This is a genomic window from Bacteroides faecis (assembly GCF_020091505.1).
Lineage (GTDB): Bacteria > Bacteroidota > Bacteroidia > Bacteroidales > Bacteroidaceae > Bacteroides > Bacteroides faecis.
This window is the reverse complement of sequence record NZ_CP081916.1, coordinates 6,071,511-6,084,443: the sequence shown is the minus strand read 5'-3', so window position 1 is coordinate 6,084,443 and position 12,933 is coordinate 6,071,511. Positions and strand designations below refer to the sequence as shown.

14 protein-coding genes are annotated in these 12,933 nt (G+C 41.8%); 5 read left to right on the top strand and 9 right to left on the bottom strand.

The features are described from left to right. Window positions 1-66 precede the first annotated feature (66 nt). The 9 genes from K6V30_RS24315 to K6V30_RS24275 all read right to left on the bottom strand — a co-directional run bounded on the left by K6V30_RS24315 (window position 67) and on the right by K6V30_RS24275 (window position 8,276). Window positions 67-759, bottom strand: coding sequence for a recombinase family protein (locus tag K6V30_RS24315; RefSeq protein WP_109114884.1), 693 nt, complete (start codon window positions 757-759; stop codon window positions 67-69). 162 nt (window positions 760-921) lie between these two features. Next, entirely contained in the window at window positions 922-1,272 is a 351-nt protein-coding gene (locus tag K6V30_RS24310) for a hypothetical protein (RefSeq protein ID WP_055269769.1), read from the bottom strand. Beyond that, window positions 1,253-2,206 carry a hypothetical protein gene (locus K6V30_RS24305; protein ID WP_055269771.1) on the bottom strand — a complete coding sequence of 318 codons (954 nt, stop codon included), beginning with the start codon at window positions 2,204-2,206 and terminating at the stop codon, window positions 1,253-1,255. The genes K6V30_RS24310 and K6V30_RS24305 overlap by 20 nt, the downstream gene beginning before the upstream one ends. 19 nt (window positions 2,207-2,225) lie before the next feature. Beyond that, window positions 2,226-3,788, bottom strand: coding sequence for a hypothetical protein (locus tag K6V30_RS24300; RefSeq protein ID WP_055269867.1), 1,563 nt, complete (start codon window positions 3,786-3,788; stop codon window positions 2,226-2,228). A gap of 94 nt (window positions 3,789-3,882) precedes the next feature. Then, complete coding sequence (locus K6V30_RS24295) at window positions 3,883-4,161, bottom strand: hypothetical protein (RefSeq protein ID WP_010539196.1); 279 nt, start codon at window positions 4,159-4,161, stop codon at window positions 3,883-3,885. 23 nt (window positions 4,162-4,184) lie between these two features. Continuing rightward, complete coding sequence (locus K6V30_RS24290) at window positions 4,185-4,406, bottom strand: hypothetical protein (RefSeq protein WP_055269773.1); 222 nt, start codon at window positions 4,404-4,406, stop codon at window positions 4,185-4,187. A 359-nt stretch (window positions 4,407-4,765) separates the two neighbouring features. Next, a complete protein-coding gene (locus tag K6V30_RS24285) occupies window positions 4,766-5,806 on the bottom strand; it encodes a DUF3871 family protein (RefSeq protein ID WP_055269775.1) in 1,041 nt (346 codons plus the stop codon). 180 nt (window positions 5,807-5,986) lie between these two features. Further along, the gene (locus K6V30_RS24280; RefSeq protein WP_008766378.1) at window positions 5,987-6,151 is read right to left on the bottom strand and encodes a hypothetical protein; all 165 of its coding nucleotides are present in this window, start codon (window positions 6,149-6,151) and stop codon (window positions 5,987-5,989) included. A 412-nt stretch (window positions 6,152-6,563) separates the two neighbouring features. Continuing rightward, a complete protein-coding gene (locus K6V30_RS24275; RefSeq protein ID WP_010539192.1) occupies window positions 6,564-8,276 on the bottom strand; it encodes a site-specific integrase in 1,713 nt (570 codons plus the stop codon). A gap of 179 nt (window positions 8,277-8,455) precedes the next feature. On the opposite strand from K6V30_RS24275, the gene tsaB reads away from it, so the two are divergent. The 5 genes from tsaB (at window position 8,456) to K6V30_RS24250 (ending at window position 12,874) form a co-directional block, all read left to right on the top strand. Further along, window positions 8,456-9,151 carry a tRNA (adenosine(37)-N6)-threonylcarbamoyltransferase complex dimerization subunit type 1 TsaB gene (gene tsaB / locus K6V30_RS24270; RefSeq protein WP_010539191.1) on the top strand — a complete coding sequence of 232 codons (696 nt, stop codon included), beginning with the start codon at window positions 8,456-8,458 and terminating at the stop codon, window positions 9,149-9,151. A gap of 118 nt (window positions 9,152-9,269) precedes the next feature. After that, window positions 9,270-9,884 (top strand): DUF4290 domain-containing protein, encoded by a 615-nt coding sequence (locus tag K6V30_RS24265; protein WP_029425690.1) that lies wholly within the window; start codon window positions 9,270-9,272, stop codon window positions 9,882-9,884. 115 nt (window positions 9,885-9,999) lie between these two features. Next, on the top strand, window positions 10,000-11,304 hold the full coding sequence (gene murA / locus K6V30_RS24260) for a UDP-N-acetylglucosamine 1-carboxyvinyltransferase (protein WP_055269777.1): 1,305 nt from the start codon (window positions 10,000-10,002) through the stop codon (window positions 11,302-11,304). After that, window positions 11,301-11,840 carry a ribosome maturation factor RimM gene (gene rimM / locus K6V30_RS24255; RefSeq protein WP_010539188.1) on the top strand — a complete coding sequence of 180 codons (540 nt, stop codon included), beginning with the start codon at window positions 11,301-11,303 and terminating at the stop codon, window positions 11,838-11,840. The genes murA and rimM overlap by 4 nt, the downstream gene beginning before the upstream one ends. 173 nt (window positions 11,841-12,013) lie before the next feature. Further along, window positions 12,014-12,874 (top strand): M23 family metallopeptidase, encoded by an 861-nt coding sequence (locus K6V30_RS24250; protein WP_162097096.1) that lies wholly within the window; start codon window positions 12,014-12,016, stop codon window positions 12,872-12,874. Window positions 12,875-12,933 lie beyond the last annotated feature (59 nt).

Here is a 12,933-nt window from a genome sequence, read left to right as displayed (position 1 = left end):
AAGAAAAAAATAAGAGAAACTATTCTGCATAGTCTCCCTTATTTCGATCAAGTAATTCCTTTAGATTCATGTTTTCTGTGGCAATTCAAGTCCTGCCCTGACGATCAGCCTTTTTACCTGGGTTATCCGGAATCTGCAACCTTTGGAGGTTACAAAGCCCTGCCTGTTTAAGATTACGGTCATTTCGGACAACGACTTCCCCTGCATGAGCAATGAATGCAACATGGCAATGGCTCTCATATTATTGGGGTTATTGTCCGCCTTGTTCTTGTTGGTCTTTACGCTTTCCCCGATAGCCCGTTCAAGGTTATTCGTCAGGTTCTCGGATTTACCAAGCCGGCATCCTCTCGCTTTCTTGGCCTGTAGCGATTGTCTGGTTCTCTGGCTGATCAGTCCGGCTTCATATTCTGCTATGCTGCTGATTATATGCAGTACGAGTTTATTTGCTTGAGGAAAATCACAGAACACAATCTCCACATCACTCTCCAGCAATTTACTGGTGAAAGCTACATTCCGGCTTAACCGGTCCAGTTTGGCTACAATTAAGGTAGATCCTGTTTTTCTGCATTCTCCCAAAGCCTCTATAAGTTTGGGTCTGTTGGATTTACGTCCACTCTCTGTTTCAATATACTCAGCAATCGGCTTTTTATCCTTCAAGTGATTCTGTATAATTTCTCTTTGCGCCTCCACTCCCAATCCGGAGATTTCCTGTTTTACCGTGGACTGTCGGAGGTAGGCAATATAAGTTTTTGCTTTCATTTTTACATATTTTAATAGTCGGTCACAAATACCAAACGAACGTTCAATATCTGTCACCTGAGGTTTATGAAAAAGAAATCCTGTGAGATTTTAGGTTTTCATAGATTCCAATTTCTCTCATAGGATTCCAATTATTTCAGATTTGATTATTTTTGAAAAGTACTATTTTCTTATAATTCTGTACTCTTCAAAAATCTTCTTCTCATAATCATCCGTTTTCTCTACATTCCTGTCTGTTACAGAAACAAGCATGTCCAGATAAACGTCTTCTATTATTTTTTCTTCTCCTTCAGAGTCGGGGATAAGATGAACCTCAAACAAGTCCTTCCCTTCATCGAGGATAACCTGTACCATTCCCGTATGCTTGAATCCCTGTACATGAAATTCCAGTCCGCCTTTAACCGGTTTTATCGTATCCATATCTACTCCCCATGACATGACTATAATGGGCTGTGTCTTTAAGATTGACCATATATATCTGGCCAGTTTCAAATCATAATTTTTGTTCTCCATATTCGATTGTATTTAAGTTGTAATATTCTGTATATATTCTCTGATAGTCTTCCATGTCCAGTTGTGGGAAAACGGAGTGGTACATATAATAGAGGTCTTCCGCACTCCATAACTCCCCATGGTCGAGCAGGGCAAATATTTCATCCGTCGCTTCATCGAATTCATCATAGATACCTCTTCGTCTTCCCGGTATTTCAGCCTGGTGTGGATAAGTGTCAGTACAATTCTCAATAATATGTTCTACCAGTGACAGGCAGTTCATGAGGTCTTTCTTTATCGTAAACTCATGGTCCGTATGCGGTTCGTAATATCCACAGCTAAGATTGGTGCAACTGACCTGAAGCCCCCGTTCTTTTAGTTCCTGCACATCTGTCATCATTCCATGTGTTTCCCTGTATCCAAACTGTTTATATCCGGACGCTTTCAGGAATCCGGGAGAACATAGTGAGGTCCAGCCGATTTCTGTAACAATGTCCTGATAACCCCGTCTGTCAGGCTGTATAACAAATCGGCAGTCATTGAAAAAATCCATCACCGCTTTTCCTGAACCTATACATCCCACCTCTTCACTGACAAAGAATGCCAGTTTTAAGGTATCATACTTTTTCAGACATTTGAGTGCTATCCAGATTCCATTCTTGTCATCCGCTCCGAGTCCTTCCTGTCTCTTGTTCCGGGAGCTGTATCCGAATATAATTTCCTCCGTCTCAATAGCCGTGAAGTCTTTTGAATGTAACCTCTGCACCTGGTCAAGATGTGCTGCGATACAGGGATATGATTCCGCGTCTCCCTTTGTTATATACAGATTCCCGATTTTATCAGTTTCAAGTTTTACACCGGGAATTCTTTTTACATAATCCCATATAAACTTTGTCATCGCCCGTTCTTTTCCGCTCGGGCTATAAATCTGATATAATTTCTTAAGTAATTCCATAATTTTTCTTTTTTGTGGGTTAAACAGTCATTTCATTCATTTCGTATGCATAAGGCAGTCCGGTCTCTTCATCTATTATGTCATAGAGTATACCGTCCAGTTCATGAAGTTCTCCTCCCGCCAAGAGTTTATTTCCGGACTCAACCGATATGTTTTTCTCCTCATATTCACAGAGAATATTGTTCCATACCCGGTATACGGTTATGTCTCCTGCATGCTCATAGTATTCCTCATCATAGTCGGAATAATGCCAGTTTTCTTTTTTGTATGTCTGTTCCGCTTTCTTCCGGCATTCTTCACAACAATAGTCCTCCTCTGTTATGTCTGAATGGAAATTGTCCTCTTCCAGAAAAAGCCCGCTACATTCCGGACATTCTGTAACATCCGACTCATGATGGTATTCCCCGAGATTTTCTATCCATATGAATTCATCCAGGTTCTCCACGTCACAGTAATACTCGCATCCATGGCAATATACGGAGCGTGTTTCATGACAATGGTAGCCATGAAAATCATCGTATTCCTCCTCTTCTTCACCATTTATAGAACCGTCAGTAACATCCAGTCCAATGTCTCCATGTCCATAATTGTCAGCTACTCTATCGTATTCATCATACCACTTGAATGAGTCCTGATAACTTAGTGAATCACCATAGTCCAGGTCACATTCTATTCTGAATTTCCTGTCTGACAATGAATTCTCCTCAAGGTCAACGAACTCTCTTGCATCACCTGCACCTGCACCGACTTTTTTGTAACCGTCAATGTATCCCCCTTTGATCAGGGCATCTATCAAGGCACGCTTCAGGATATCATTTTCATCACTGGCATATTGTCTTTCAGCCAGTCTCCATTTGTTACCATCCTGATCCTTGACTTCATTATAGATAATACATCTTGCAATCACCATATCATCCTCATCGGTCAGGTACGCTGCACTTGCATTGACGGAGTCCATATAGAAATAGTAATAATCCTTGTCCGTCATGCATGAAGAGAAATCCCCTTTGCAGCAGTCTGATGAATATATCTTCTCAAAGTCTTTATCAATGTGCAGTGTGTTCTTCGGGAGTCTGCTCTGAGTATACACTTGCCAGTCTGCCGAAAATTCCTCACATAGATAGGTCACTACCTGTTCTGGAAGGGTTCTGCCAAATTCCGTTTCCTGTATGATGGAACGATAGAGTTTTCCCGCTTTCATTTTAAACACCTTTTCTCCGTTCCCATGATTAATGTAGCGGATTGCCTTAGTGTCCCCGTCTTCACAGAGCCCTTTCAGACTGTCCGTTTCAAGGTTTCTGGAGTAAAAAAAGTCTCCATCCAGTTCCAGAACATAACGCAGGGAGTTATCCGAGTGTCCGCTTATAATTATTCTTTGGGTAACGGTCTTTTTCAGTTCCGCCATTGAAGAGATATGAAGCAGCGTATAATCGTTTTTCTCTACCGCCTCATGTAATAATCTCTTGTCTTTCACATATGCCAGCAGTATCTTGTTCTTTCTGCTGCATACTCCGTTTCCATGCTTGATAATACCAAACATGTTTTTGAATTCTTCGTAATTTTGAAATTTATAGTATAACATAATCTTTTGTATTTTAGGTAAATAAAAAAAGGAGGACACCACGTTGATTGTGATATCCTCCTCAGATATAATTCCGGTCTGTTTCAACCGTTTCTCAAATGATCGGTATAGTCTCGTCAAGTACTCCTGATTCAACTATTTTCCGGGCTATCCTGTGTGAAGCCTCATTTCTCAGGTCATATCCATAGTCCTCTTTTCCCATCATCTCTATGACCTTTACCATAGTGCTGAACAGCTTTTGTTGGAGTGTCCTGTGATAATACCCCACTGACTCCGCAAACTTTTCACTGTTCCATGACATGTTGTTCAAGGCGTCTTCCAGTTCCTGTGCCGCCTTGAACTCTTTACTGTTTTCAAGTTCAAATCTTTCCATATTTCTTTCTGATTTGTTTTTAGTTAAAATATAGTTGTATTGGCCGGCCATTTTTCCGCGTCAGTATCAATGAACTGGTGCACATATTTATCTGACGGATATGCTTTTTCGGCTTTTAAAGTGGCTGCAATATAATTTGTTGCTTGTACCGTCAGCGAGGGCATCATTTCTATGAAGTCCTTGTACGTTTCCCCCTCTTCGGTAATTAAGGTATATTTGATTATATCGAAGGTGTAATGTGCCATACTTTATTCCTTTCCATTTTATTCAGAACCATTCCCGTTTTACTCACCGGTGTGCCCTGTCCGTTCATTTTCTTTTCTTAGCAACTGAAGTTCCATCTTCTCCGCATCAAATTCATAATTCATGCACTTTTTAAAGTTTCCCATTAAAAGAAGCAGGGGGAACAATATCCCATGCCTGCAATTCCTTCCGTGCTCGTCTAGTGCTGATTTACAAGTGTCACATTTGTATATGTCCTGTATGCATGTTATTTTCATATGTTTTTCTCCTTTCTGATTTTAATTTAACAAAAAAAGGGAGAAAGACCTTGTTTGTTATTTTTAGATCTTTCTCCCTTCATAGGATTTTGGGATGTCCCTGTCTATCCTAGGAACCATCCGTAATTTTCAGTGTCTTCTCCTCTCAAGGCTTTCTGAATGCCCACTGCAAAGTCTGTGGCGTTCTGATTCCTTTCGAGAAATTTGTCAATATAGGACTGTTTGGCTGCCTCGTTAAGAAGTTGCATCAGGTCCCAGCATGAAATTTTTGCTCTTCCGCGTAAGCCGAAGTTAGGGTTGTCAATATAGCCTTTGGTGGCTGCATTGATGTTTGAATCACCTAAGATAACTTTCGGCAATTCTTTCATCTGTAATGCCGGTAAAACCTGGTAAAGCCGTAAACGTCCGATTATCTGGCAGAATTGTTCCTGTGAAATCATCGTTCTTCCCAGATTCTCAAGAAGTCTCAAATTTTGTTCGGGGTTGAATTCCCGGAACAGTTTTAGGGCGGCTATATAGATATCCGTATCGCCCATCACTTCCAGACGTCCTGTCAAGCCGTCACATGTCAGCATAAGATTGCTGCATACCCTGACTCTCCATCCGATAAAGATTTTAAATTTTTCAGGGGATTTTTTCCCGTACAGGTTCTCTTCGTTCAGGCTTCTTACGCCGCCGATACAAAGATGCACTTCCTCACCGTTCATTTCCCGACATATGGTTCGGATATGAAAACAGAATGCCATCCTCTGATAATAGATGGTTTCGTCTTCAGGTTTGAGTTCTTCCTTCCTTTTTGTCAGTGCGGAAGGATGTCTGCCTAAAATCTTGTGTGAGACTCTGATTTCCGTATTACCGAAAGTTTCTCCTGCAAAAAATATGCTTGCCGCCTCCTCAATACGGTGTATAAAAGTCTGGTGGCTGATTGTAAGCTGGTTGTCTCCAAAGCTGGGTACAATACAGTTCGTTTCCAGTTCTTCAAGTGTAATGCCTGAAGTGTTTGATTCAATAAAATTGGGATGTTCTTTCTCCTGTTTCTTTTCCGATACAATTACTGCATCTTCGATAAAGGTTGGGTTGATTATGCCCATTTTTGTCATCATTCCTTGTTGTGGAACGACAGACAGTTCTCTTGTAGTTTCCATATTTTTATAGTTTTTAATTGGTTAATAAAATCCGATAAAAGAAAAAGCCAAGAGGTTTATTTCTTTGCTTTTACAAATATTCCTCTTAGCTTCTTTATTCCCTTGAGTATGGATGTTGTTACCTCAAGGATAGTTATAATTACGTCCTGTGCATTATCATAATCCATTCACTAGACGTTTCTATGGGTTTTCAGTTGCTACATTGCCTGTATCAACTTTACTTGCGGCGGATTTACGTTTGCTCCTACCACTATACTTCTCTACAAGTTCCACAATAGTTGAACCTGCCACGATGATCTCAGCAATGTATGCTGCGATTCTGATTCCTTTCATTAAATGTTTCATTTTTCTCTTGCTTTTTGTTGTTGGTTAATAATATGTTCTTGTTCTCTTGTCTTTTATTCTTATTTCTTATTCTTGTCATATATAAGGGTTTAAGGTGAAGAGAGGGGGAGGAAGAAGTGTAAAGAAAAGGAGAAGAAAAAAATAAAGAGCCGTTATCAAGACTCTTCGTCCTGACTTGGCTCTTTGATAGGCTGTCATACTTTCATTACCCAGACTGTAGCTGTGATAATTACCGATACCGCTGCTATCCTTCGAATTGAATCGCCCAATGATCTTCTAAGTATTGGGGTCAACCCGGAAATTGTTTAATCTTGTTTGAAGCTTATGTGCACCATTTACTACCGGTGCAATCTCTACGCTTCAATTTATTCTCATCTATAAGAGTTTGAGGGGGTGAGAAAGGGAGAAATTACTATTTGTTATTGAGGTCTTTTTCCTCCACAGCTAAAGTCTTTAATTCATCCAACACTCGTTCATTCATATTTTGCATCGGGAAATATTGACCGCCTGTCATTGTAACACTAACTGACCCTATGATACCTGATGCCTCTAACATGTTGATGATCGTTTGGGCGGGAGTATTGTCTTTTTCTAAAGAAACCACCATAGCAATGAGTCTACGAGCATTGACAGGCCGTATACTTCTTTTATTAATGGTTATATACTGCATGACTTCTTTTATATCAGATAGTTCTTTATTTAATGGTTTTAGGCCTTCTTCGATTCCTTTCTTTATCACTTTGAGTACTTGATTACTATTTATTGGAATATTACTTTGGAGAGATGTTTCTTGGGATATCTTATTTTTTGCTCGATCTGCTTCCGTTTTAAGTATAAATGATGCAACATCTTCTGAACGAACTTTAATATATCTCTTGAACGCCTCTTCAGTAGTATGTCCAGTGATTTTCATCAATAAGTGACTATCATAGCCACGTTTGAGCATATTGCTTATGTAAGATCGCCGTGCGGTATGAGTACCTATTAGTTCCCAACGTTGTTTGATTGAATTAGTAACTTTGCCCCCTCTATCTTCTGTTACAATATGTTCTTCTGTAAGGCCGGCTTTTAATCCTATTTTCTTTAAATATCTCAACATCGTATTTTCTGTGATTTCAGGTAAATTGAAATCATATTTCTTCAGTATTTCCAAAGCTATAGGGAATAATGGAATAGTAACTCTACGGGTCTTTTTAAGCTGTACAATTTCTAGTACTTTTCCGCTGCTGGTTTCTTTTACGATACCTTCATTTAATGATTTTATATCACTAAATCGTTGTCCCGTCCAACATTGTAGGATAAAAACATCTCTGGCAACCCCCTCTTTATAAGGGAGTTTAAGGGAATATATCTTACTGATTTCTTCCTCATTTAAATAAATCTCATTTTCATCTCCTTGTCTGCTTTTGGGTTTGGAGTATTTGTCTAATTTAGCTTCGTGTATGTCTATCAGGTTATAAGGTTCTGCTCTTTTAATAATACCAATTAGTTGAACACATTTATTGCCTACAGTACTTGTTGCAGTTGTTCGTTCACCTTTTACTTTTTTATTGAATAGGTATGTTTCATACTCTTTAATTAATGCCAGATTTATATCGTCAAAACTGATAGTATCTTGACCTTTTTCTTTTAGAAAGGTTTGGAAATCTTTTAATACAATTAAATACGTTTCCATTGTCGATCCTCTCTTATGTTCACCTGAGGTTTTGATAGTTTTGTCATTGGCAATAATATCTCGTAGCCAATGTATAGCGTTTATTTTATTAGTTCTTTGCATATTATTTTTGTATATGTATTTCCTTAATAAGTCCCAGCAATTTTTTAGTTCGCTTGGATTATCACAAAGATAACGCTTAAATTCTTCAAATTGACTTCTTAACTCTAACAATTTTTTATTGGTAATAGTATTATTTATATTGTCTGATTCTGTTAGGCGACAACTTATATACGCTTCTTGTTTTTTGATATTCCAATGTTCAGGATATACTTTTACTCCAGTCGACAATTTAGCCTGCTTCTGATTTATACGTACTATCAAATAAATATTAGTTGGTCTCTCACTTTTGGGTTGACGGAGGTTAAAATTAGCTTTTACAATTTCATTAATAAAGACTTGATGTGTCATAACCTTGTTCTTTGAATCGGTTCTTTAATTTGGTTCTTAAAATCCGTTCTTTTGGACTAAATATGATACTTTGTATAGATTAGAAGTGCTCTTATACCCCTTCTGAGAATATCTACGCAAATATTAGGTAGTTTCCGACAAATCATGTAAATTTGCGACAATTTAATAAGCTGATTTTTATGTCGTGTATACTGAATATTGAAACCTCTACCACTGTTTGCTCGGTAGCGGCCAGTCAAGACGGACAGACGATTTTTGTGAAAGAAGACTTGAAAGGCCCTTCACACGCTGTGTCTTTGGGAGTGTTTGTAGATGAAGCGTTATCGTTCATTGATAGTCATGCCATACCTTTGGATGCAGTTGCGGTGAGTTGCGGACCGGGTTCTTACACCGGACTCCGGATCGGTGTTTCGATGGCGAAAGGCATTTGTTACGGACGGAATGTGCCCTTGATCGGTCTTCCTACGCTCGAAGTGCTGAGTGTGCCCGTATTGCTGTATCACGATTTGCCGGAAGATGCGTTGCTCTGTCCGATGCTCGATGCCCGCCGTATGGAAGTATATGCTGCCGTCTACGACCGTGCATTGAACGTGAAACGCGCGATCGCCGCCGATATTGTCGATGAAAATTCCTATCTGGAGTTTCTGAATGAAGCCCCTGTCTATTTCTACGGAAATGGAGCTGCCAAATGCCGTGAGAAGATCATCCATCCGAACGCGCATTTTATCGATGATATCCATCCGCTGGCAAAGATGATGTATCCGCTGGCAGAAAAAGCAGTTGCCGGGGAAGATTATAAAGACGTGGCCTACTTCGAACCTTTCTACCTGAAGGAATTTGTAGCCTCGTTGCCTAAGAAGTCACTTCTTGGATGATCCCTTGAGTGAGTGATCCTTTTTTGTGAGTGATCCTTTTTAGCAAGAAGCTGTGACTTATGAGTGACCGTCGTCCTCCGACTTTTAATTTTTAATTTCAAAACTTTTAATTTAAAAAATGCAATACAATACCCAACAGAAAAGAATGCCGCTCCCCGAATACGGTCGCAGCATACAGAACATGGTAGATTATGCGTTGACCATTCAGGACCGTGCCGAACGTCAGCGTTGTGCTAACACGATTATCAACATCATGGGGAATATGTTTCCCCATTTGCGTGATGTTCCTGATTTTAAGCATAAACTCTGGGACCACCTGGCAATCATGTCCGGTTTTGAGTTGGATATTGATTACCCCTACGAAATCATCCGTGAAGACAACCTGGTGACCAAGCCGGAACCGATCCCATATTCCACTACCCGTATGCGCTACCGCCACTACGGCCACACGCTGGAAGTGTTGATCAGAAAAGCCTGCGAATTTCCCGAAGGAAACGAAAAGAGGAATCTGGTAGCCATGATCTGCAACCACATGAAGAAGGACTACATGGCATGGAACAAAGATACGGTAGACGACCGTAAAATAGCGGAAGACCTCTATGAACTTTCCGACGGCAAACTCCAGCTGACAGACGACATCATCCGCCTGATGGCAGAACGTCTGAACCAGAATTATCGCCCGAAAGTGAACTACAACAATAACCGGAACAGTAATCCGCGGAGAAGATATTGAAGTATTAGGTATTAAGTATTAGCGCGGCGATGTTGTTCGCTGCATGAGGTTTTGCACTTGCGGTCTAATACTTAATACCTAATACCTATTACCTATTACTTAATACTTAAAAAAAATGGCTTCATTTGTAATTGAAGGAGGACATCGGCTGGGCGGGGACATTCATCCGCAGGGAGCCAAAAACGAAGTTTTGCAGATTATCTGTGCCACGTTGCTGACTGCTGAAGAAGTGACTGTGAACAATATACCTGACATTCTGGATGTCAATAACCTGATTCAGCTCATGCGGGAGATGGGGGTAACAGTTGCAAAGGAAGGCATTGATACTTATAGTTTTAAGGCAGAGAATGTCGATCTAGCCTATCTGGAGAGCGATGAGTTCCTGAAAAAGTGTTCCAGTCTTCGGGGGTCGGTGATGCTGATCGGTCCGATGGTGGCGCGTTTCGGGAAAGCGTTGATCTCGAAGCCGGGTGGAGATAAAATCGGTCGCCGTCGTCTTGATACCCACTTTGTGGGGATTCAAAATCTGGGAGCCGATTTCCGCTACGACGAGGCGCGGGGAATTTATGAGATTACTGCCGACAGGCTTCAAGGTAACTATATGCTGCTCGATGAAGCGTCCGTGACAGGAACCGCCAATATTCTGATGGCTGCCGTGCTGGCAAAGGGGACCACCACTATCTACAATGCCGCTTGCGAACCCTACTTGCAGCAACTCTGCCGCATGCTCAACCGGATGGGAGCAAAAATAAGCGGCATCGCTTCCAACCTGCTCACCATTGAAGGGGTGGAGGAACTGCACGGTACGCAACACACCGTATTGCCCGACATGATTGAAGTCGGAAGCTTCATCGGTATGGCTGCCATGACCAAAAGCGAAATCACCATCAAAAATGTTTCTTACGAGAACCTCGGCATCATTCCCGAAAGTTTCCGCCGTCTGGGCATCAAACTCGAACAGAGGGGAGACGACATCTACGTTCCCGCACAGGAAACATACGAAATAGAATCGTTTATCGACGGCTCCATCATGACCATTGCCGACGCTCCCTGGCCGGGACTGACACCCGACTTGCTGAGTGTGATGCTCGTGGTAGCCACCCAAGCCAAAGGAAGCGTACTGATCCATCAGAAGATGTTTGAGAGCCGCCTGTTCTTTGTGGACAAACTGATCGACATGGGTGCGCAGATCATCCTTTGCGACCCTCACCGTGCCGTAGTAATCGGACACAATCACGGCTTCAAGCTGCGCGGCGCCCGACTGACTTCGCCGGATATCCGTGCCGGTATCGCCCTTCTGATTGCTGCCATGAGCGCCGAAGGAACCAGCACCATCAGCAACATCGAACAGATAGATCGTGGCTACCAGAATATAGAAGGACGACTTAACGCCATCGGCGCCAGAATTACTCGTATATGATAAAAAAAGAAGAAGTATATAAGATCGGACTATTCAATAAGCCGCACGGCATTCACGGCGAGTTGCAGTTTACTTTTACGGACGATATTTTCGACCGTGTGGACTGCGATTACCTGATATGCCTGCTCGACGGCATTTTTGTACCGTTTTTCATCGAAGAGTACCGTTTCCGTTCCGACTCTACCGCTTTGGTGAAGCTCGAAGGAATTGATACGGCGGAACGTGCACGTATGTTCACCAATGTCGAAGTCTACTTTCCGGTGAAACATGCCGAGGAAGCGGAAGACGGCGAGTTGTCGTGGAACTTCTTTGTCGGTTTCCGGATGAAGGACATCCGTCACGGCGATCTGGGAGAAGTCGTGGAAGTGGATACTGCTACGGTGAATACGCTTTTTGTAGTCGAACAGGCGGACGGAGAAGAACTGCTCGTCCCTGCACAGGAAGAATTTATCGTGGAAATAAATCAGGAAAAGAAGCTCATCACAGTCGAGCTTCCCGAAGGATTGTTGAATTTGGAAGATTTGGAGGAAGAATGAACAGATTGGTAAGCGTTTATGGGATCACAATTTATTGATAAAATATACTTTTAGCACGGATTACACGGATTTCACGGTTTTAAGAAATTACGCAGCTAAAACCGTGAAAACCGTGTAATCCGTGCCTAAAAGATACTTAATTGGATATAGTAACTTAGTAATTAATAAACAGAATAATGGCAAGAAAACGGAGTAAAGCTTTCTGGAACAATTTCAAGTTCAAGTATAAACTCACTATCATCAATGAGAATACACTTGAAGAAATCGTAGGGCTTCGTGTATCCAAGCTGAACGGTCTTTCGGTACTGTTGTCCGTGCTGGCGGTGCTTTTTCTGATTGCTGCCTGTATCATTGCCTTCACCCCTTTGCGCAACTACCTTCCCGGCTATATGAACAGTGAAGTCCGCAGTCAGATTGTGGACAACGCCCTCCGTGTGGATTCCCTGCAGGAACTGCTCGACCGGCAGAACCTTTACATCATGAACATACAGGACATCTTCAGCGGAAAAGTGCCGATAGACAGCGTGCAGACACTGGACTCGCTGACTGTCGCTCGCGAAGACACCTTGATGGAGCGTACCAGACGGGAAGAAGAGTTTCGCCGTCAATACGAAGAAAATGAAAAATATAATCTGACTACGATTGTCTCGCAGCCAGATGTCAACGGATTGATTTTGTATCGTCCGACTCGTGGAATGGTCTCCGACCATTTCAATGCCGATAAAAAACACTTTGGAACAGATATTGCAGCCAATCCCAATGAAAGCGTGCTGGCTACGATGGACGGCACCGTCTTTCTGAGCACATACACAGCCGAAACCGGTTATTTGATAGGCGTGCAGCACAATCAGGATTTCGTTTCGATCTACAAGCACTGTGGCTCGCTGCTCAAGAAAGAAGGCGACCGCGTGAAGGGAGGCGAGGCCATCGCCTTGGTTGGCAACAGCGGAACGCTCAGTACAGGACCGCACCTCCACTTCGAACTGTGGTACAAAGGGCATCCAGTCAATCCGGAGAAGTACATTGTGTTCTAAAAAAGTAATCATGTGAAGTGGGATATACGATTATAAGTGACAGAGGAATTAGATAAATA

What these genes read in the sequence shown, in the direction of transcription:
- murA (WP_055269777.1), top strand. Translation starts at nt 10,000, where the DNA reads ATGGCTTCATTTGTAATTGAAGGAGGACATCGGCTGGGCGGGGACATT.
- K6V30_RS24280 (WP_008766378.1), bottom strand. Translation starts at nt 6,151, where the DNA reads ATGAAACATTTAATGAAAGGAATCAGAATCGCAGCATACATTGCTGAG.
- K6V30_RS24305 (WP_055269771.1), bottom strand. Translation starts at nt 2,206, where the DNA reads ATGGAATTACTTAAGAAATTATATCAGATTTATAGCCCGAGCGGAAAA.
- K6V30_RS24315 (WP_109114884.1), bottom strand. Translation starts at nt 759, where the DNA reads ATGAAAGCAAAAACTTATATTGCCTACCTCCGACAGTCCACGGTAAAA.
- K6V30_RS24300 (WP_055269867.1), bottom strand. Translation starts at nt 3,788, where the DNA reads ATGTTATACTATAAATTTCAAAATTACGAAGAATTCAAAAACATGTTT.
- tsaB (WP_010539191.1), top strand. Translation starts at nt 8,456, where the DNA reads ATGTCGTGTATACTGAATATTGAAACCTCTACCACTGTTTGCTCGGTA.
- K6V30_RS24290 (WP_055269773.1), bottom strand. Translation starts at nt 4,406, where the DNA reads ATGGCACATTACACCTTCGATATAATCAAATATACCTTAATTACCGAA.
- K6V30_RS24295 (WP_010539196.1), bottom strand. Translation starts at nt 4,161, where the DNA reads ATGGAAAGATTTGAACTTGAAAACAGTAAAGAGTTCAAGGCGGCACAG.
- rimM (WP_010539188.1), top strand. Translation starts at nt 11,301, where the DNA reads ATGATAAAAAAAGAAGAAGTATATAAGATCGGACTATTCAATAAGCCG.
- K6V30_RS24310 (WP_055269769.1), bottom strand. Translation starts at nt 1,272, where the DNA reads ATGGAGAACAAAAATTATGATTTGAAACTGGCCAGATATATATGGTCA.
- K6V30_RS24265 (WP_029425690.1), top strand. Translation starts at nt 9,270, where the DNA reads ATGCAATACAATACCCAACAGAAAAGAATGCCGCTCCCCGAATACGGT.
- K6V30_RS24285 (WP_055269775.1), bottom strand. Translation starts at nt 5,806, where the DNA reads ATGGAAACTACAAGAGAACTGTCTGTCGTTCCACAACAAGGAATGATG.
- K6V30_RS24275 (WP_010539192.1), bottom strand. Translation starts at nt 8,276, where the DNA reads ATGACACATCAAGTCTTTATTAATGAAATTGTAAAAGCTAATTTTAAC.